The organism is Priestia megaterium NBRC 15308 = ATCC 14581, assembly GCF_000832985.1.
GTDB classification, from domain to species: Bacteria; Bacillota; Bacilli; order Bacillales; family Bacillaceae_H; genus Priestia; species Priestia megaterium.
In genome coordinates, this window is sequence record NZ_CP009920.1 from 451,633 (window position 1) to 470,574 (window position 18,942).

Annotated in this window: 17 protein-coding genes; 6 read left to right on the top strand and 11 right to left on the bottom strand. The window is 35.5% G+C overall.

Annotation, left to right across the window (positions count from 1 at the left end; all coding sequences use genetic code 11):
• Positions 1–83 precede the first annotated feature (83 nt).
• A complete protein-coding gene (locus BG04_RS03015; RefSeq protein WP_034649950.1) occupies positions 84–1,271 on the bottom strand; it encodes an MFS transporter in 1,188 nt (395 codons plus the stop codon).
• 202 nt (positions 1,272–1,473) lie between these two features.
• On the opposite strand from BG04_RS03015, the gene BG04_RS03020 reads away from it, so the two are divergent.
• The 4 genes from BG04_RS03020 (at position 1,474) to BG04_RS31280 (ending at position 2,954) form a co-directional block, all read left to right on the top strand.
• Positions 1,474–1,674, top strand: a complete 201-nt coding sequence (locus BG04_RS03020) for a type 2 periplasmic-binding domain-containing protein (RefSeq protein WP_034649948.1) — start codon at positions 1,474–1,476, stop codon at positions 1,672–1,674.
• A gap of 25 nt (positions 1,675–1,699) precedes the next feature.
• Positions 1,700–1,993 carry a hypothetical protein gene (locus tag BG04_RS03025; RefSeq protein ID WP_034649946.1) on the top strand — a complete coding sequence of 98 codons (294 nt, stop codon included), beginning with the start codon at positions 1,700–1,702 and terminating at the stop codon, positions 1,991–1,993.
• 166 nt (positions 1,994–2,159) lie between these two features.
• Positions 2,160–2,450: a hypothetical protein gene (locus BG04_RS03030; protein ID WP_034649945.1), complete on the top strand. Its 291-nt coding sequence runs from the start codon at positions 2,160–2,162 to the stop codon at positions 2,448–2,450.
• 276 nt (positions 2,451–2,726) lie between these two features.
• Positions 2,727–2,954 (top strand): HTH domain-containing protein, encoded by a 228-nt coding sequence (locus BG04_RS31280; protein ID WP_034656828.1) that lies wholly within the window; start codon positions 2,727–2,729, stop codon positions 2,952–2,954.
• A 375-nt stretch (positions 2,955–3,329) separates the two neighbouring features.
• Here BG04_RS31280 and BG04_RS29300 read toward each other — a convergent pair whose 3' ends face one another.
• Together BG04_RS29300 and BG04_RS03050 are read right to left on the bottom strand one after the other, a co-directional pair.
• Complete coding sequence (locus BG04_RS29300) at positions 3,330–3,497, bottom strand: helix-turn-helix transcriptional regulator (protein WP_080743150.1); 168 nt, start codon at positions 3,495–3,497, stop codon at positions 3,330–3,332.
• Positions 3,498–3,860: 363 nt separating this feature from the next.
• Positions 3,861–4,961, bottom strand: a complete 1,101-nt coding sequence (locus BG04_RS03050) for an L-dopachrome tautomerase-related protein (RefSeq protein WP_034649941.1) — start codon at positions 4,959–4,961, stop codon at positions 3,861–3,863.
• A gap of 425 nt (positions 4,962–5,386) precedes the next feature.
• Here BG04_RS03050 and BG04_RS03055 point away from each other — a divergent pair, with 425 nt between their 5' ends.
• Both BG04_RS03055 and BG04_RS03060 read left to right on the top strand, forming a co-directional pair.
• Complete coding sequence (locus BG04_RS03055; protein WP_016766268.1) at positions 5,387–6,172, top strand: SDR family NAD(P)-dependent oxidoreductase; 786 nt, start codon at positions 5,387–5,389, stop codon at positions 6,170–6,172.
• Positions 6,173–6,546: 374 nt separating this feature from the next.
• Entirely contained in the window at positions 6,547–7,035 is a 489-nt protein-coding gene (locus BG04_RS03060; protein ID WP_034649939.1) for a CBO0543 family protein, read from the top strand.
• A gap of 780 nt (positions 7,036–7,815) precedes the next feature.
• Here BG04_RS03060 and BG04_RS03065 read toward each other — a convergent pair.
• The 8 genes from BG04_RS03065 to BG04_RS03100 form a co-directional block, all read right to left on the bottom strand.
• Entirely contained in the window at positions 7,816–9,093 is a 1,278-nt protein-coding gene (locus BG04_RS03065) for an MFS transporter (protein ID WP_016766270.1), read from the bottom strand.
• Between the two features lie 129 nt (positions 9,094–9,222).
• Positions 9,223–10,194 (bottom strand): sugar phosphate isomerase/epimerase family protein, encoded by a 972-nt coding sequence (locus tag BG04_RS03070; RefSeq protein WP_034649937.1) that lies wholly within the window; start codon positions 10,192–10,194, stop codon positions 9,223–9,225.
• On the bottom strand, positions 10,191–11,369 hold the full coding sequence (locus tag BG04_RS03075; RefSeq protein WP_034649934.1) for a Gfo/Idh/MocA family protein: 1,179 nt from the start codon (positions 11,367–11,369) through the stop codon (positions 10,191–10,193). Before BG04_RS03075 ends, BG04_RS03070 begins: the two co-directional genes overlap by 4 nt.
• A gap of 187 nt (positions 11,370–11,556) precedes the next feature.
• On the bottom strand, positions 11,557–12,738 hold the full coding sequence (locus BG04_RS03080; RefSeq protein WP_016766273.1) for a levoglucosan dehydrogenase: 1,182 nt from the start codon (positions 12,736–12,738) through the stop codon (positions 11,557–11,559).
• A 131-nt stretch (positions 12,739–12,869) separates the two neighbouring features.
• Entirely contained in the window at positions 12,870–13,691 is an 822-nt protein-coding gene (locus tag BG04_RS03085) for a sugar phosphate isomerase/epimerase family protein (protein WP_034649933.1), read from the bottom strand.
• 353 nt (positions 13,692–14,044) lie between these two features.
• Positions 14,045–15,046 carry a LacI family DNA-binding transcriptional regulator gene (locus tag BG04_RS03090; RefSeq protein WP_034649931.1) on the bottom strand — a complete coding sequence of 334 codons (1,002 nt, stop codon included), beginning with the start codon at positions 15,044–15,046 and terminating at the stop codon, positions 14,045–14,047.
• Positions 15,047–15,239: 193 nt separating this feature from the next.
• Positions 15,240–15,950 (bottom strand): LytR/AlgR family response regulator transcription factor, encoded by a 711-nt coding sequence (locus tag BG04_RS03095; RefSeq protein ID WP_034649929.1) that lies wholly within the window; start codon positions 15,948–15,950, stop codon positions 15,240–15,242.
• Positions 15,925–18,912: a substrate-binding domain-containing protein gene (locus BG04_RS03100; RefSeq protein WP_034649927.1), complete on the bottom strand. Its 2,988-nt coding sequence runs from the start codon at positions 18,910–18,912 to the stop codon at positions 15,925–15,927. The genes BG04_RS03095 and BG04_RS03100 overlap by 26 nt, the downstream gene beginning before the upstream one ends.
• Positions 18,913–18,942: the final 30 nt, after the last annotated feature.

Consider the following 18,942-nt stretch of genomic DNA (forward strand, 5'->3'; position numbering starts at 1 on the left):
AGTAATATCACTCTACACTTTAAAAGTTGTTATATAGGCCTTTTCAAAAGTTAAAATAAAAACCACGATTTACTTCGTGGTTTTTATTTCACAGATAGGCCCTCTGCTTTACCCTTAGCTGATTTTGTGATTTTCCACCCTAATAAGATGGCAATGAATCCTATAATTATAAGAAGATATAACGTCGGAACGAAACTTCCTAGATAATCATGAAGAAATCCAATTATGAATGGGCCGACTGCACCGATCATATATCCAATTGCTTGAGTCATTGCTGACCAAGTACTTGCTTCCATAGGGGAAGATGCCATATCTAATGGTAGCAACAAACTTAGCGACACAAGGCCACCGGCACCAACCCCTAAACATATACTTGAAACAATAGGTGTTACGTTTGTAAAACATAAAAGGGATAAACTAATTATTATACTTAAGGTAAAGGTTGTAATCCAAAACCTTCTGCTCGGTAGCACTTTTAAAAGACTAGGTAATAAAAGAGTAGCTGGTAGCTGTGCAATCATAGCGATTGTACCTGCAAGACCACCAAAAGCTGGCGTCCACCCTTTTTCCTCTACAATGGCTGGTAGCCATGCTGCAAAACAATAAAATAGAAGAGTTACAATCCCTACAAAAGAAGTTAATAGCCAGGCTTTTTTATTTTTTAATGGTAAAGAACCCTTCGTCTTTTGTGAAAAATTACTCGCAGGAATACGAGATTGTTTTATTACCACAAGCCAAAGTGGAATAGCGAGTAGAGCAAGAATACTCCAAAATGCTAATCCATTTTTCCATGAATGATTGAACCAGTGTTGAAGTGGTGTCGTTAGCCCAATAGAAATAGATGCACCCACTACCATTGAAGTAGAGTATATGCTTATCATCGATGCTGCCTTGTCTGGAAAATGACTTTTAATGAAACCAGAAAGCAAAGGGCTTACAACGCCAATTCCTGCACCAATTAATAAAGCTGTTATTAACAGGTAAATTGAGGAATTTGTAAAGGCCCTTAGAAACGTTGCAATACCTATGCAAGTTATAGCCAAAGTAATCATCTTCTCTGATTGATAGCGATTTGCTAAACGGCCAGCAAATAACGAACAAAAACCAAAACATACCAAAGGAATGGAAGTGAGCAAACTAGCTAAAGTAGAACTCATACCTAGATCCTTCGTTATTCCATGCAAGACTGGGCTAACTGAAGTTAGACCCGGCCTAAGGTTAAATGCAGCTAGTATAAGTGCAAGTAGAAACAATTTATTGCGATTGACCATACTAATTACCTCCGGTTAATTTCTTGAAGCTTAATCCTCTTCTATGGTACATTAGGTTTCGTTATAAATAAAATGCATATTAATTATATGGTATATAACAAAATCGTTATGAACAAATCAAAAATTCAACTTATTGTTTAGATATCGGAAACAGAAATTTTACAAAAGCCGGTGAAGAACTACATATGACACAGCATTAAGTATGGTACAAGAAGGATTAGGAATTACGATTGCAACGAAAAGAGACATCTTGTCACTGCCAGAACAAGTAGTTTCTCGAGAGTTACAGCCCAACACATTCAGAGAAATTAATATAGCAGTGCTAGATACGAAAGCTACATCAAAAGCAACGGATGCCTTTATCCAAACGGCTCGTGCCCTTTTTACTGATGAAGATGCTTAGGTATCAAAAAGAGAGGAATGGTAGAATGCCATTTGTAGTAGGTTATGGAATTGCAATTATAGGAGCGCTGATCGCTTATCAACTAAGTAAGGGAAAAACGAAAAAAAGACAATATATTGTTTGGGGAATAACGCTAATGTTAGCTATTTCACCCTTTTTGTCTTTCGCACTTGGCTTAACATACGCAGCTATTACAGAAAACGGATGGGCAGCCTTAATAATGTGGTATATCTTTCCCGTAATTTTCGTAATAGGACTTATAGTGTTAGTGATTGGTATTTTCAAGAAGAAAGAACAAAGAAAAGAAGCAGACCTTTAATTAAAGGTCTGCCTTTTATTTCCACTGACAATTCACATTATGTGAACTAGAGTTTTATATTATCGATATAACAAAAATACACATTAACCTTTTTATGGTAAAATATTCAATGTTTTTATTTTTACATATAATTACACGATTTAAAGTTAGTTATGGAGGACATTTTATGTTGAGAAATACTTTAAAAATACTATCGATCCCATTAATTTTAGTTCAGTTATTAATTTTATACTTCTGGATTTTTGATTGGGAAAAGTTAGTTACTCAGATTGGTTTAATTACTTGGATCGTTTCAATTGTTTTAGGAATCGTCATATATCTCCTCTATTTAAAGTTATCTTTAAAGGATAAGAGCAATATAGCTAGTAAGAGAGTTGTATTATGCTCTACCCTACTAACGATTGCATTGGCTATGGGTGCCTTGCTAATTGAATTTGTTACAAGTTCAATGCCTTAAATATCTTTTGACTACCTATAAGCTGTTTTATGTTAATTAAAAAGTAAAAGCTACTGAACAGGGGTCAGTAGCTTTTTAACGAAGCATGTTGTTAACTCAACAAGTAATGAGGATTTCCAAACAGAAGCTTCACAGCGTCATAAATAGTCTCCCCTAAAAACTATTTGTTATTACTCATTAAAAAAATGCTTATATAAGGTTAGTACAAGCAGGAAATATTATTTTGCATTCAAATACTAGTACTATAATTTCAAAACGAAAATGGGGGCTAGTAGGATGCTGGTAAAAAAGATGTTAAATGGAATTATGATGAAAGAAATCACCATTAAAGAATTAGCTGATCAGTATGATGTAAGTACTCGTACCATTCAATCAAAGATTAAGAAACTAGGCTATGAATGGGACAGTAAGGAAAGTATTTATCGCTACGTTGGAGAAGAATCAGAACCTTTGGATGTTGATTTTAGTACTCTTATTTCTAAAAATAGTAAAATGCCAGCATAACAAAAGCTAGCCAATAATGAAATAGCAGCTAGTGTTAGCTATTTAAATGAAAGTGAAAGTAGTAATGGCAGCTTTGAAAAAGCTAGTACAGTAGATGCAATTGATTTGTTATTGCAAAATCCAAAAGACCGTTCAAAACGAGTGTATCGAGGTTTTTATTTTGATGATGATGTGTTACGTATTATTGATCGAGTCCCAAAAAGTTATAAATCAGAATTAGTGAATGAAGCTCTGAGAAAAGTGTTTAAGGAAAAGGGATTAGTAGACTAAAAAAAAGCAGCATTAAGCCTGCTTTTTCTAGCCTTAAAGGCATTTATATGATTATGAAATGCGTATTATCTTCTGTGAAGGTTCTTGATGTAGATTTTGAAATTGCTAAACAGCGTCTGTCATCGATTCAGTATTCAATTTCTTTAAGATACTTTTTCTTTGATTTTTAATGGTGCTTTCTTCTGTATGAAAAAGGCTTTGTATTTTTGAAATAGAATAACCATCAATAGCACGAGCAAAGACTTCTTGTTCTACTTTAGTAAATTGGTTCATAAAGAATTTCTCTTTAAGGATTTTGCATTCTTCTTCTACATTCTTCAGTCGAACAACTTCATTAACTAAAGAGGTGTTATGTTAACTAGATATGTATGCAATATTCATGTTATTAAATAAGCTTATAAGGATTACCATGCTTGAGATCCAAACGAACAGACCCGTTTGGATTTAAATAATATTAATACTGCATTGAATTTACCGATATTGTAAAAAATTTCCCGAAACAGTTTAACACTAACCAAATAAACTGTTTCTATTAAACCATTTGGATGTTATTTGGCAGAAGTAAATAAAGCTAATACTTCTTGCTTACTCGTGTTTGTTTTACACTATATAATGAAAACAATTAATTGACTATTTTTATGATGAAAAGGTTGGAGCAGGAAATTCATCAATTTTGATACGAAGTAAACTATAAGGTTTCTCTCGTAAGTCTTTTCCATAATGAAATCTAGGCTGTCGATGTAATTGGTTCACAATGACATACAAATATTGATCCGGACCGATTGAAAAAGTATCCGGCCACAAAATTCTCGGATCATGTGCGATAGTTTCCATTATGCCATTTGGAAATATCTTACGAATACTGTTGTTTTCGTAATCTCCAGCATAAACAGTTCCCTTTGCATCGGTGATCATTCCATCAGAAGCACCTTTTTCTCCCCAATACTCCACATGATAAATTAAATCTTTATCTGGTATAGTTCGGTTCCTTAGAACTTCTGTTGGAATCGAGAAAAGATGACGACTGGTTAGTGGACAAAAAAATAAAACTTTGCCATCGGGAGAAATCGCTATTCCATCAGAAGCCAATCTAAATGGGGAAGTTGAGCCATCTATGTTTCTATTCATCAAAATTTCACCTTCTACCTTCGGTAAAAAATAGGGATCGGGTGAAGTTGATTTTGCTCCATTTAACCGTCTAAACGCGTTTCCATTTGATAAATCTACGACAATAATAGCTCCTGGTCCTTTTGAAGAAGAATCTGTTATATAGGCATAACCTGCTTTTCCAACACGAAAATCAAAACGGACATCATTCAGATAAGTTGTAGGTAGAACAACATCTTCTGTAAAGGTATATACTTTTCTTATTGTATTGGTTTCTAAATCAACAGCGACTAATTTCGCTCCCCCCTTAATAGGTTCAGAAAAATTGGGTGCTGCTGTATCTAATATCCAAAGCGTTCCCCTTCCATCAGCGACTACACTTTGGACACTGATGAAAGTCATTGTGATATTTTCGGAGTTAACCAAATTGGTTTGTAAATTGGGATAAGACTGCAATTTATCTTGAACAATTTCCGCCACTGTAAATTTAACATCGTCTCCCCATTTCGGAAAGCAAATGAAAATACGACCGGTTTCTGAAACAGTAACACCTGTAGGCATAGCCCCATAAAATGCATAAACTAGTTCTAAATTACCGAAATATTTTTCACTAGGTAACATAGGTTTCATAATATCCTCCTCAAACATTCAAACGGGATATCTCATATATATGATTTATATTTTTTCTAATGCATGTTTCTTAATAAGGTTTTCTATACGAAAAGATGATTGAATTGATTGTTTTCGAAATTTAATAAGTCTCTCAGAAGGAAGGAAACATTTTAATTTAAAGGTCTCCAGATGAAGTAGAATTCAATTAGCAGGTAGCGAAGTTCAATATTCCCAGATCAACGGTAAGCTGTTATAAATAAGAAATTAGGAAAATTTTCTTTTTTAACTTTATGAAGAAATGTATTTAAGCTAAACCGCCTCTTTAGCAATTTAAGTCCCCTACTCTTTTATCATAGCTTTGCTTTTTAAAAAAATTTCGTATAAAGTGATGATTACATAGAATACTGTATCAGTCAGTGGTTTAATAACATTTCGGAGGGAAAATGCCAATGAATACAAAAGAGTTAAGAAATATCCATGCACTCGTAACAGGTGCTTCAAGCGGCCTAGGATTTTCCATGGCGGAGGCTTTGCTTCAAGGTGGCGCCACGGTGGCGTTAGCTTCTAGAGGTGGAACTAAATTGGATCAAGCAGTAGAGAAATTAAAGCGCGAGGGTTATCCTGCTGTTGGAATTCCTTTAGATGTTCGATCAGAACAATCCGTCAATAACGCGGTCGAATGGGTGAAAAGAGAATGGGGGAAACTCGATGTTCTCGTCAATAATGCGGGAATTGGGATGAGGACAGTAAACCCGCGTTTTTTAGTCGAGCCTCAGCCATTTTTCAAAGTAACACCAGAGGGGTTTCGAGATTTAATTGACATCAATCTCACAGGCTATTTTTTAGTAGCTCGAGGGTTTGCTCCTTTAATGATGGAACAAGGTCATGGGCGAATGATTAATATTTCTATGAACCATGAGACTATGAAAAGAAAGGGTTTTGTACCCTATGGACCATCGAGGGCAGCTACTGAATCACTCTCATATATAATGGCCGAAGATTTAAAGGAATATGGAATTATGGTGAATATGCTTTTACCGGGTGGTGCCACTACTACCGGGATGATTCCGGACGAAGTTCGAAAAGAGATTGAATCAAAATTCCAGCTATTAGATCCAAAGGTTATGGCCGAGCCGATTGTTTTTTTAGCCTCAGCTGCTGCAGAGGGAATCACAGGTGAAAGAATAATTGCCACCGATTTTCAAGACTGGCTTCTTAAAAGAAAATAAGTTTTTAATCACAGGGGCGGATCCTTTCCTCTTTGAAAAAGTAGAGCTGTCCCTATGATTATTCTTTTATATTTTATAGAATGTCCAGCTCCAGCACGGGTATCAGCCAATCCGTCAACAAGACTAAAGAGCAAACCTTCTCGCCAGCTTGTCTAGAGTCACGGTGACCGTTTCTATTTCAAATAAGTGAGAAAGCGGTTGTACATATTAAGCATTTGCTACCCGTTAGTTTAAGTGAAAATGTTCATAACCTGGAAACAATTTTATATCAAAATAGAACCTTGCTTATTCACTGTTTACTAATCTAATTATGGAATTTCCTTAGTATAACCTTCTGCATTAAAGATAAACTATCTTTGTGGAGGTGCTAAACATTGGGTCGAAAATTTGAAATAAACCTTATAAAATTCCTTTATCTCTTTGGTATTAGTTCTTTTATATATTTAATAAAAAAACCACTTGCAAAGGAATGGCTCCTTGTTTTCTTTATAAAAAGTTACTATGCATCATTGGTCGATAATCTGATTGTAAAAAGAGGCTATGTTCAATATCCCACCCGATTTCCAAGACAAGTTAAAACAAGCGTGTTGTTTGATTACATACTTTTCCCAATTACTTGTGTCTTTTATAATCAACTAACTAAGGATTCCCGCATCATTCAGTGCCTTTTAAAAGTTCTGTATTTCAGTATACCTATGACTATTGCTGAGCTGTGGCTAGAAAAAAATACACGCCTTATTAAATATAAAAATGGATGGAATTGGACAACTACTTTTTATTCTCTCTCTTTTTCCTTATTATTGGTTAGATTTACAATGTCTGTTATAAGACATATTTTTAATAATGAGTACGATTTATCTTAGATAGTGCTTGTTAATCAACAACAAGAGGCAAAAAAATATAGGAACATTTGAAGAATGATTAAATCTGCCTATTTGTTTCAATTATTCGCAATTTCTTCTCTACATTAACTTAAATATCCTACTGATTTTCTGTTAATAAACACCAAAAACGGTCAGTTGTATGGAGAATTTTTTTTAATGCGTTAAAGATATCAATCGTTTCTTTAGTCACTTCGATAATTTTGTATGTAGTTACAATTCGATTGTTTCTTTTATCAGTTGATACAGCAAGTACTTTTGGTATTATAATTAAGGTTACTGTGCCTATTCTAGCTTTAGCTACAATCTTAGAGTTTATTTATTCTTTCTTTATCATCAATAGAAGAAACACATCAAAAAAGAGAGCTTTACTCTACAAGAGCAAATAGGTAATTGCTTTATTAAATGTGGAGGAGATCGCTGACTAAGAATTAGAGCAGCAGGGCTAAGAAAGAAGAGTTATTTATTAATTTTGCATATGAACAACCTTAATACAAGGGATACTTTATTTCTGCAATTATCTCATTTGATTCACACACTTTAGGCAGAGATTCTTTAAATGGGAGTATAAAATAACTCATGCATTGCTAACATCTCTAAAGAATTCACCTGTTAACTTGTCCATTAGGAAAATAAAAAAATCCATGAAATCATTTGAATTTCAAGGACTTTTTTATTATGTTTGTTATATGATATCCACTCACTTTAGTAATTCGTTAAAACAGTATAAAATCCTGTCTGCCATATTGATTGTCCTTACTTTCAACCGACTTGTTTCTCAGGTGAATAACTGCTCTTGTTTTGTTTTTTTTCACCTGGTAATTTCATAAATATCATCAAAATAGCACTAACAAAATACAAACCAGCAAATATCCACATGACTCCGTGTACACCCATGCTACCAATGAATGTTCCTACAATTGCAGGTGCAATAAAGTAAGACATTCCAGCCCCAAAACTTACAATAGCCATAGCTGAGCCTTTCTTTTCGGGTGCTAATGAACTTACTAGAGCAGAGAGTGGTACATAACCACATAGAACGATTCCAAAAATTATGCCTACCACAGTTAATGCCCAGAAATTATGCCCGAACATTTGAGGAGTATAAAGCATAACCAGAGTCATTACACCGCAACCGACACTGCCAATCCACATAATTGTCTTTCGCCAACCTAACCATTTGTCACTGATATAAGGAATGACTAAGTTAAAAGAGATATTGGCCACCCACATAGTTCCCCATACTTGTAACCATTCTTCTGTACTGTATCCATATTCAGAGGACAAGTATAGAGGGAAAAAGATTGGAAGAGCACCTACGCCGGTGGAGTTTATTATACGAACAACTCCGCCTATTGCGATTTTTGGCTTTTCAATACAAATAGTTAGTCCACTGAGTAAACTTTTCAATTTTTCCTTGCCATTACCCTCACGTTCATGTACTTGGCCTTTTACAACAACAACTCCAATTAATCCACCGATTAACACCCATACGACCGCACTCCACATTAATCCAATATATCCGATTTTCGGAATCATATAAGCTGGAAAATAACTTCCAACAACATAAAGACCGCCACTCCATGCTGCCCAAAATAGCCCTATTGCCGTAGCTAAAATACGTTCAGGACTGCGATACGTAACCCAAACTAAAAACGAATAGCAAAATAAAGGATAACCAAATCCTCGAATAGCATAAGTCGGTAACATAACTGCATAATTATGCGGTTTTAGACCATATTCAATAAAAAGAATTTGACCTACTAACCAGATAACCAAGCCTGCTATCATAACCTTTCTTGGTCCCCATGCTTCTGTAAGGACACCCGAAAAGTAGGAGGCGATTGCTAATATAGCTCCGTATGCTGCAAAGAGAGTAGAAGATTGTTGAACGGTTAAGCCATGTTCAATAAGATATGGTGAAAGCCAACCATGTTCGAGACCATCTCCTACCATAAAAATTAGAGTTGCGATATAGCCCCAAATCATAGCTGATGGAAGACCTTTGGTGTTTTGCTCTCTTTTTGAAATCGCATTCATTTTAATCACCTCAAAATTATATATTTAACAATGCTGATAGTCACATTTACTCATTAGATGGTTCTCTTCAATGGTTAACGACAAATACCCGATTGGGTATTTATCGTTAATTATATAGAAAATATACTATTACGCCCACCACATTTCAGTTAATTGTTCTTTAAATTGTGCGCCTTTTAATAAAGAGATGGCCTTACTTAATCCTTCATCTAACGAAGCTAGCATATCTTCATGCTCAATAGATATCACATAGTCATATCCTACCGCACGAAGCGCACTCACCATATCTTTCCATACTTTTTCGTTTTGCCCATATCCTACGGATCTAAATGTCCACGAACGATTCAAAGTATCACTGTAATGTTTTGTATCTAATACCCCATTAACACTAATGTTTGCCTGATCCAAATACGTATCTTTTGCATGAAAATGAAAAATAGCCTCTTCTCGACCAAGTTTTTTAATGGCTTCTACTGGATTAATCCCTTGCCAAATCAAATGGCTTGGATCAAAATTAGCTCCAATACTTGGCCCAGCATGCTCTCTTAATTTCAAGAGAGTTTCAGGGTTATACACAACAAACCCCGGGTGCATTTCAAGCGCAATTTGATGGATACCGTGTGACTCTGCAAATTTCACTTCCTCTTTCCAGTAAGGAATGACTACTTCATTCCACTGCCAATCTAGGATTTGTGTATATTCCTGTGGCCAAGAGCAGGTTACCCAGTTCGGATTTTTGGCACCTGGGTGGTCACCTGGGCACCCAGAAAATCCATTAATCACCGGCACTTCTAAACGTTCAGCTAATAAAACTGTTTTTCTCCACACGTCATGAGCCTTTTTGGCAACCATCTTATTTGGATGCAGTAAATTGCCATGACAACTTAGACCACTTATTGTAAGTCCTCTACTTGTAAGGGCAGCTTGAAATCTTTTTAATTTCTCTGGGCTCTCTAGTAATTCATCGGGATTACAATGACTGTTTCCTGGATAATTGCCTGTGCCCAATTCAACGGCCTCTACACCCATTTCACATAGTTTGTCCAGCATCTCTTCAAAAGGCAAGTTTTGATAAAGAACTGTAAACACCCCTAATTTCATGCACGTACCTCCTGCTTTACCTTCACTTTCATCCATTTTTGTTGTTCATGACTTGCCAAAATGGCGTCGGTAATGCACATGGACATATGTCCATCTTCAAATGTCGCGAAAGTCGCTTTATCACTTAAAGGATTTTTACCTTCTCGAATAAAGGTATAGAAATTCAACAATCCATTTTTTAATGCATCTGGCCAGCCTTCATTATGGCCCCCCGGATGATGAATGGACGATTTTGCTTCAGAATTAAATAAAGTAGGATCTGCAAGAAGAGTTTGATTTGGTTGATCTCGATAGCCAATCCACAGCTTTTCTGGTTCTTCTTGATTCCAAAAAGCAGAATTTTGACTGCAAGCGATTTCGAAGCTTAGTCTATTTTTTCGCCCTGCACTTACTTGAGACACAGTAAATAAGCCTTTTACCCCGTCTTCAAAACGTACAAGAACAGATGCATAGTCTTCTGTGTTAATCGGAACATCTTCATATGCTTCTTCTTGTCCTTTTTGTCCCCCAAAAGTAGATCCTTGAGAAGTAGATTTTTTTCTTATTGGTATAACAGTTGCTAAATCAGCAAAAACTTCGACGATTTTTTTACCTGTTACATATTGAACTGTATCACACCAATGAGAACCGATATCCGCTACCGCTCGTGATTTCCCTCCGACTTCAGGAGCTAAACGCCAATTAAAGTCTGTTTCGAACAATAACCAGTCTTGTAAATAACTTCCGTGCACTAAGTTGACTTTCCCTAACTCACCGTTTCTGATCATTGTTTCTAATTGTTTTACAATCGGAAATTGGCGGTAGTTAAAGTTTACGCCATGTACGACCTGGTGCTCTTTAGCTAATTTCAATAGCTCGGCTGATTCTTCACTAGACATAGCTAATGGTTTCTCCGATAACACATGTTTGCCTGCTTGAATAATTTCTTTATTAATTTGAAAGTGAAGGTGATTAGGTGTACAGTTATGAACAACTTGAATCTCACTGTCTTTTAACATGTCACGATAATCCCCATAAGCTTTCGGAATTCCAAGTTCAACCGCTTTTTGTTCTGCTACTTCCTGGCCATGTTCTGCTAATCCAACTACTTCTACAAAACCGAGTCTTCTGATAGCCTCAATATGAGTAGGTCCAATAAACCCTGTCCCAATAACTCCAACTTTTATTTTTTCCATTTCTTTCTCCACCTTAATAAACTGTATTTTCCATGATTTCTTTTACTTACGTAGTAGCTAAAAAGAGAATTAAAACCTTTATATATAGCCGTTTGCTGACTTGCCTCTATTGATCTGAATCACAAATCAACAACTCTATTTCTAATAAAGGCTAGTCTACTAGGACTAGCCACTACTAAACTATTGCTTAAGCTTTCACTAAATTTTCTGTAAGATTAACCCATACACCTTTTTCAGCTGATTCAAGGATAGCATCTGAAATAACGGCGATTTGATAACCGTCTTCAAAATCTGGTGATACGCTTGTATCTTCAGCAATTGATTTGAGGAAATCATATGTTTCAATAATTTTTGTTTCCCCGTACCCAATTCCTAATGCTGGGATTGGCCATAGACCTTCTCCATATGGATGTGCAGGTCCTGTATAAACCGTTCTGAATCCGCGGCTATCACTTGGATCATCGGAGAAACATACTTGAAGCTCATCACGGCGTTCATAGTTAAAGTATAATGAACCTTTCTCTCCGTGAATTTCAAATGTTAAGAAGTTGTTGCGACCCCAGGCATTACGAGTCGCTTCAATGCTTCCAACTGCGCCGTTATCAAATTTAATTAAAGTTGAAAACTCATCGTCTACATCAACTTTACCTTTTGGTACATCAGTTTCTGCTTTTACAGTTCCTAGTTTATCTACCCCGCCACTTTGAATCGGTCTTTCACCAATCCATGTCTTTGCAATAGCCATTACTTCTGAAATGTCACCCACAAGATATCTTGCAAAGTCAATCACATGTGTTCCGATATCACCTAATGCACCTGAACCAGCTCGCTCTTTTTGGAAGCGCCATGATAAAGGCGAGTTAGGATCCGCAGACCAGTCTTGCAGGTATGTGCCTCGGAAGTTTAAAATCTTTCCGATTCTTCCTTCCTCAATATATTTTTTTGCTAGAGCAACGGCTGGTGTTCTGCGATAGTTAAATGCGACCATATGTTTAACACCTGCTTCTTTTACTGCGTCAAGCATTGTTTTTGCTTCTGCTGCAGTTCGTGCTAACGGTTTTTCTGAAATGATATGTTTACCTGCTTTGGCAGCTGCAATGGCAATCTCTGCATGAGAGTCATTTGGTGTTACAATATCAATAATATCAATTTCAGGATCTTCTACTACCTTTCTCCAATCAGATGAATAGTTTTCAAATCCTAAACGTTCTGCTGCATCTTTTGCTAACTCTTCGGTCACATCAACCACTGTGTGTCGTTGAGGAACTGCTGGTGCCGGCCAAAAAAACATTGGCATACCTGCATAAGCAAGTGCATGCGCTTTCCCCATAAATCCTCCGCCAATCATACCTACGTTTAACTTTTTCATTTTTATTCTCCTCCTATGAAAGTAGTCTATTTATTCTGATCTATTATCTTTTAAATAACATTTTCTATATCGTTATGGTAAATTAGACTTCAAGTTTCTAATATATTATCTCTGCTACTTTCTTCCTGACCTTAAGACTTATTTGCCGTTTCAAAACTTAATAAGAAGTTAAAACTGATTTCTGCTCCTTTTTTCGGATCATTATAGCTATCTAATTCTACTGTAAGCCATTCATCATATCCAATTTCATCCAGAACTTGGATCATTTGATCAAACTTTTGATGTCCTTCTCCTAAAGGAAGAAATTCTCCATTATAATAATCTTTGAAATGAATATATTTAATGCGATCTGCATATTTTTTAATTACTTCTACCGGATTCCCTCCACCTGCTTCGATATGCGCTGTATCCGGACATAAATTAATCGTTGTTAGTGCCATTAATTTGTCCAGCTGGTCTGGGGCCTCTACGTTTGTTCCTAAATGCGGGTGATAACTTGGAATAAGATTATATTTCTCTGCAATTACTACTACTCGATTAAGAGCATTGCCTAAATCAGTGTAATCGCTTTCTAAAATACCATTCGCACGGATAGCTCCTCCGCCAATTACTAGATGCTTCGCTCCTAGTTCAGAAGCAAGAGCTGCAACCTCTTCAATTTTTAATAATTCTTCTTCCAAAATATCTGGAAAAATAAAATTCCCTCCAGTGTAAACTCCAATAAAGTCTAAAGAGTAACGGTTCAGCAATGCTCTAAATTCTTCTTTTCTATCTTTAAATTCCATTAGATTTCCGTCAAACATTTCAAATCCTTTATATCCAACTTCTGCAATATCCTTTAAAGCTTCTTCTGTTGATCCATTTGCAAGGTAATAAAGGTCTTTTATCGAAGTGACTCCGGCAGGATGCCCTACTACCCCGCCCCACGTATTTGTCTGATATCCTAGTTTCATGGTTTCTCTCCTATCTTTAAAGATTCCTTATGAGTACATGGTGTATTAATACTGGGATTTCATCACCTCCTTAAATTAATTTAGATAAGAAATAATTGAATCAAAATACATGTAATCGATTACAAAGTATTCTAGAAAAAGACTATATTTTTTAATTTATTATAAGAAGAAGCTGTGTTTACTACCTGTATTTGTAATTGATTGTACTTATCAAGAACCCAAACTAAAAATCCCTTTTTAATCGGATATTAAGCAATTCTTTTTCCAACCATTTGTAATCGATTACATCTTAATTTTTAAAAAATAAGAAGATTTAAATCATCAGATACATTTTCAAAAGAACTCTTATTCCCTTATGAAAGATGTGTTGAGCATGAATCACGTATGATAAGCTGATCTTCCATTAAATATTGATGTCTTTCAATTTCTTCCTTATTCATCAACTTTATAAGTAATTTCATTGCCATCGTGCCCATCTCAAAAGCTGGCTGTGAGATGGTTGTAAGAGCCGGTTTGAAAATAGATGAAAATTTTATATCATCAAATCCTACTACGGAAATATCATGTGGAACACTTAATCCTTTTGAAGAAATAGCATTTATAGCTCCAAATGCCATCTCATCATTTGCTGCAAACACGGCTGTTGGAGGATGATTAAGATCCAAAAATTGATTCATTATATTAAAACCGCTTTCATAAGAAAAATCACCCTCCTGCACTAGAATGGACTCAACTGTCAGGTTGTATCGTGTCATTGTCTGATAAAATCCTTTTAATCGATCCTGGCCTATCACTCCATCTAGGGGACCTGATATAAATCCTATTCTTTTATGTCCCAGCTTAACCAAATATTCTGTTGCTTTTTGAGCCCCGCTGATATTATTAATAGAAACGGTGGGGATGGCTGAACCTTCTATATATTCACATGCCAAAACTACAGGATATTTGAGAGCCATTTCCTCAATGTTCTTCGATTTCATTCTCGCCGTTAGTAAAACCATTCCATCAGCTTTTTTTTGGAGAAGTATATTTAAATACCCATTTTCTCTTTCCAAATCATTGCCCGTATCCCCAAGCAGAACTTGATATCCGTTTATGACGGCTACAGACTCAATTCCTCTTAATACCTTCGAAAAAAAAGGATTTGTTATATCAGGTACAATGACTAGAATGGTTTTGGTTTCTAATGTTCTTAACTGGCGAGCTAATGCATTTGGCTGATAGTTTAATTCTTTAATTACTTGTAATACTTTCTCAGTCGTTTCTTCCGTTACAGTGTTAGGTTTACTTAGCACTCTTGACACTGTAGCAGTTGAAACATTTGCTTTTTTTGCTACATCTATTATTCGCACCATTTTACGACTCTCTTTTCTTGTTCTTCTCTATAACAGAATTGTAATCGCATACAAAAATATTGTCTAATTGGATTCAGACAACATTTTCTGAGGTTCAAACTCTTTAAAAATCCTTTTAAGCGTCGTTTTTATCCATATAAACAAAAAAACAACAAATTAAAAAAACTCAGCACTTATTGCTGAGCTCTATGTTTTATAATAATTTGTACCTTTGCAGATTGTCTACTTTATGCTTGGAAATCCTTGCAGTTTCCTTATAATCTTTAAAATAGGCTTTATACATTTGACCCGTTGCTTCAATTCTTGTTAAAAGTTCCACATTTATAATATAAGATCTATGAGATATCATAAACCTAGAATCAACGGCACCTTCCAAGCTAGTTAAAGCTTCATTTGTCTCGAATTTACCATTTTTAGTATGAATAACAGATTTCCGATCAAGTCTTTCAATAAAGATAATTTCTTCTAATGGAATAAACATTATATTTTTCTGCTGTTTAATCATTAAATCCTTTTTAAATGAATGTTCTTTATCGACTAGTGAAATAGACACTTGGGAAGCTCTCTCTAAAGCACCATATAAACGATTTCTATCAATTGGCTTTAAAATATAGTCTACTGCCTTTACGTTAAATGCCTCAAGTGCATAATTATCATGACCAGTAATAAAAATAACTTGTAAAGTCGGGAAAAGTTCTTTACATGCTTTAACCGCTTCCATCCCATTCAATAAGGGCATTCCGATATCGACTAAAGCAAGATCCGGTTTTTCTTTCGTAACATAGTGTATCAATTCTTCACCGTTGGCGGCCTCTCCAACAATTTTATATTTGGATAAACTCCCAATAAAGTACCTTAACAATTTTCTTGAGGTAACATCATCGTCTGCGATCAATACTTTCATCTTGTTGTTCCCCCTTTTCCCTAGCGTTTCTTGATTTCGCAACACTTTGAATACTATCTGGAGCATCTTCATTATAAACGAGCTGCCAAGCATCAATTACATTTTCTTTCATTACTTTTAGAGACGGAACGGCTACATAGGGTGGCGCTTGTTTTCCAAGTAGGGCATACCCTGCTAGAATCGCTTCGGCGACTCCTTGCTGGTATGGTAGCTGGGCACCTAGTCCTTTAATAGGTCCATCCTGTGCAATTTCCAAGGCGACGTTCATACCCAAATCCATTGTCGTAATGACTAAATTGCTTTTTTTTGCAGTACGAGTTGCCCTCAAAGCTCCTTCAGCCGGTACATCCCATACAACAAAAATACCATTTAAATCCTGATGTTCAGCAATCATACCGGATGCCACTTTTTCTCCATCATTCGAATCAGTAATTCCCCTGCGATCGACAATTTGAATGTCAGGGTACCTTTCCTTTATAGTTTTTTCAAATGCTTCCGTTCTTTGTTTGGTTGCAAAAAAATCAGCATCATGGTAAATAATCCCGACCTTACCCTTTCTATCTAATTTCTCAGCCATGATATTAGCCGATTCAATGCCATTTCCATAATTGTCAGCAGAAACAATACTTACATAATCTTTCCCATGCTGCAAACCATTCGGTGTATTGTCCATAAACACCAGCTTGACACCAGCCTGGGCTGCTTTTTGATATACACTTGCAGTTAATTCTGGATCAACTGGAATGCTCACCAGGATATCCGGTTTTTTGGCTAAAATGCTTTCAATGTCAGCTACTTGCTTTTTCCATTTAAATTCTGCATTTGTCACGGCTACTACCTCAATGCCCATTTTCTCAAAAGTAGTTTGCATTCCTTCCAATTGAGACCTTGACCAATCACTTCCAGTATAATGCATAGCAATAGCAGCCTTATATTTCTTTTTCTTAATTTTTTTTAGCTCTTTCAAAGATAAACGAAGTGTTTTTGCTGAGGCAGCTTCCTCGCCATGTGGTCCCGTACTTAAAATTTTATGATCTGGAATATTTTGATTAATTGTATTGTTTAGCGTTTCACTTAGGATTGTCAAAAACTCTTGTACATGAATGGGCTTTGTTAAATAGTTATCAAATCCTTTATCTAATGTATATTGAATATCCTTTGGCATTGCATTCGCACTTACAGCGATGACAGCAATATCTTTCGTTTCTTTGCCTGCTTTTAAAATTTCAAATACTTCATATCCATTAATATCTGGGAGGTTAATATCAAGAAGAACCAAATCTATTTTTTCGTTTGCTACAATTTCTATTCCTTCTTTTCCTGTACGAGCTGATAAGAGCGTATAGGAAGGCTGCGATTTAATGATGTTACTTACTAAGTGCAAGTTGGATTCGTTATCTTCAATATATAGCAAACGATAGTTATCTTCCTTCCTATTATTTGTTGGAGGAAATTCAGTTTGTTCACCCCATTGTATGACAGTCTTTGAATCATTTGGAAGAGGAAGGCTAAAACAAAACTCACTTCCTGTTCCTTTATTGCTTGTTACATTAATATCCCCACCCATTAGATGCACCAGCTGTTTAACTAAAGATAACCCAATCCCTGTACCTTCTTCTTTTGTATTTTCGATTCGATAAAATGGAACAAACACTTTAGTATATTCCTCTACAGAAAAACCTACACCTGTATCTACGATATGAATGTACTGCTTATTCTCTTGTAAACGACAGAAAACAATGACTTTTCCATTTTCTTGATTGTATTTAATAGCATTATCAAGTAGATTTAGCAATATTTGTTTAAGACGTATAGGATCAGCAAGAACCATCATATCTTCCCATTGATCCAGTTGGCTATAAATACTAATATTCTTCTTCTTAGCCAATGGTTGTACAATATTGATACATTCCTTGATGACAGTTAAAAGATGAACTTCCTCTACAGAAATCTTTAAATTTCCCGTTTCTATTCTTGACACGTCTAAAATATCATTAATTAAACTTAATAAATGGCTTCCTCCACTTAAAATCTCCTGTACAAAATCACGCTGTTGTTCATTTAAAGATTCATCCATCTCCAATAATTGAGCAAAACCCAGAATTCCATTCAACGGAGTACGCAGTTCATGACTCATCTTAGACAAAAAACTTGATTTGGCCATGTTCACTTTTTCAGCTTCTTCTTTTGCCTGAACAATAACTCTTTCCATTTTTTTTTGTTCTGTGATATCCTCAAACTCCCACAAGTAGCCTACAAAATTATTTTTCTCATTTAAGGGAAAACAATTGTAGCGTAGTGTCATACTTGTATCTATTTTAATTTCTTTCGTAATTTTTGTTAGTTTTTCTGTATTTCCGAGCTTAATTTTATTAATTTCTTTATCAAAAAGGTAATGTAAATCCGAAGCGTGCATCCCAATATGGCAATCAATTTCACCCTTCAACTGGAAAAGTTCATAAAATTTCCTATTTAAGAGCCTTATTTTTTTATTGCAATCTGTTACTGCAATCCCACTATCTAACCAATCAATCAAACTACGCTGGAATGCATAGGAATTCATTAATTTTTGTTCTTGTTCTTTTTGAAGAATGTCCTCTTCCATAATCTTTTTGTTAGTAATGTCCACACAAGTTCCGACTACTTCAGCTACTTTATCCTTATGAAATAAAGGTCTTAAATAAATTACATAATAAATACCTCTAAATTTACCTTCATATTCAATGTACTGTCCTGCCCATGCTTTTTTGTAATAACTGTTTAGCAAATTGGCAGTGTCAATATCATCCCAATACAAATCATGAAGCGTCTTTCCGACGATATCCTCTCGATTAACCCCCAACGTATACAGTAATTCTCCCTCGGCAAAAGTATGAATAAACTCGTTACTTCTTTGTACAAACTTAAAAATCATCCCGGTATCAGTAAAGCCTGGCTGTGAAATATATCTGAAATCCTTCATTTGTTTCGCCCCTAGTTAGTTAAAAAAATA

Coding starts and splice junctions, on each gene's coding strand:
- BG04_RS03015 (WP_034649950.1), bottom strand. CDS start 1,271: ATGGTCAATCGCAATAAATTGTTTCTACTTGCACTTATACTAGCTGCA.
- BG04_RS03020 (WP_034649948.1), top strand. CDS start 1,474: ATGGTACAAGAAGGATTAGGAATTACGATTGCAACGAAAAGAGACATC.
- BG04_RS03025 (WP_034649946.1), top strand. CDS start 1,700: ATGCCATTTGTAGTAGGTTATGGAATTGCAATTATAGGAGCGCTGATC.
- BG04_RS03030 (WP_034649945.1), top strand. CDS start 2,160: ATGTTGAGAAATACTTTAAAAATACTATCGATCCCATTAATTTTAGTT.
- BG04_RS31280 (WP_034656828.1), top strand. CDS start 2,727: ATGCTGGTAAAAAAGATGTTAAATGGAATTATGATGAAAGAAATCACC.
- BG04_RS29300 (WP_080743150.1), bottom strand. CDS start 3,497: ATGAACCAATTTACTAAAGTAGAACAAGAAGTCTTTGCTCGTGCTATT.
- BG04_RS03050 (WP_034649941.1), bottom strand. CDS start 4,961: ATGAAACCTATGTTACCTAGTGAAAAATATTTCGGTAATTTAGAACTA.
- BG04_RS03055 (WP_016766268.1), top strand. CDS start 5,387: ATGCCAATGAATACAAAAGAGTTAAGAAATATCCATGCACTCGTAACA.
- BG04_RS03065 (WP_016766270.1), bottom strand. CDS start 9,093: ATGAATGCGATTTCAAAAAGAGAGCAAAACACCAAAGGTCTTCCATCA.
- BG04_RS03070 (WP_034649937.1), bottom strand. CDS start 10,194: ATGAAATTAGGGGTGTTTACAGTTCTTTATCAAAACTTGCCTTTTGAA.
- BG04_RS03075 (WP_034649934.1), bottom strand. CDS start 11,369: ATGGAAAAAATAAAAGTTGGAGTTATTGGGACAGGGTTTATTGGACCT.
- BG04_RS03080 (WP_016766273.1), bottom strand. CDS start 12,738: ATGAAAAAGTTAAACGTAGGTATGATTGGCGGAGGATTTATGGGGAAA.
- BG04_RS03085 (WP_034649933.1), bottom strand. CDS start 13,691: ATGAAACTAGGATATCAGACAAATACGTGGGGCGGGGTAGTAGGGCAT.
- BG04_RS03090 (WP_034649931.1), bottom strand. CDS start 15,046: ATGGTGCGAATAATAGATGTAGCAAAAAAAGCAAATGTTTCAACTGCT.
- BG04_RS03095 (WP_034649929.1), bottom strand. CDS start 15,950: ATGAAAGTATTGATCGCAGACGATGATGTTACCTCAAGAAAATTGTTA.
- BG04_RS03100 (WP_034649927.1), bottom strand. CDS start 18,912: ATGAAGGATTTCAGATATATTTCACAGCCAGGCTTTACTGATACCGGG.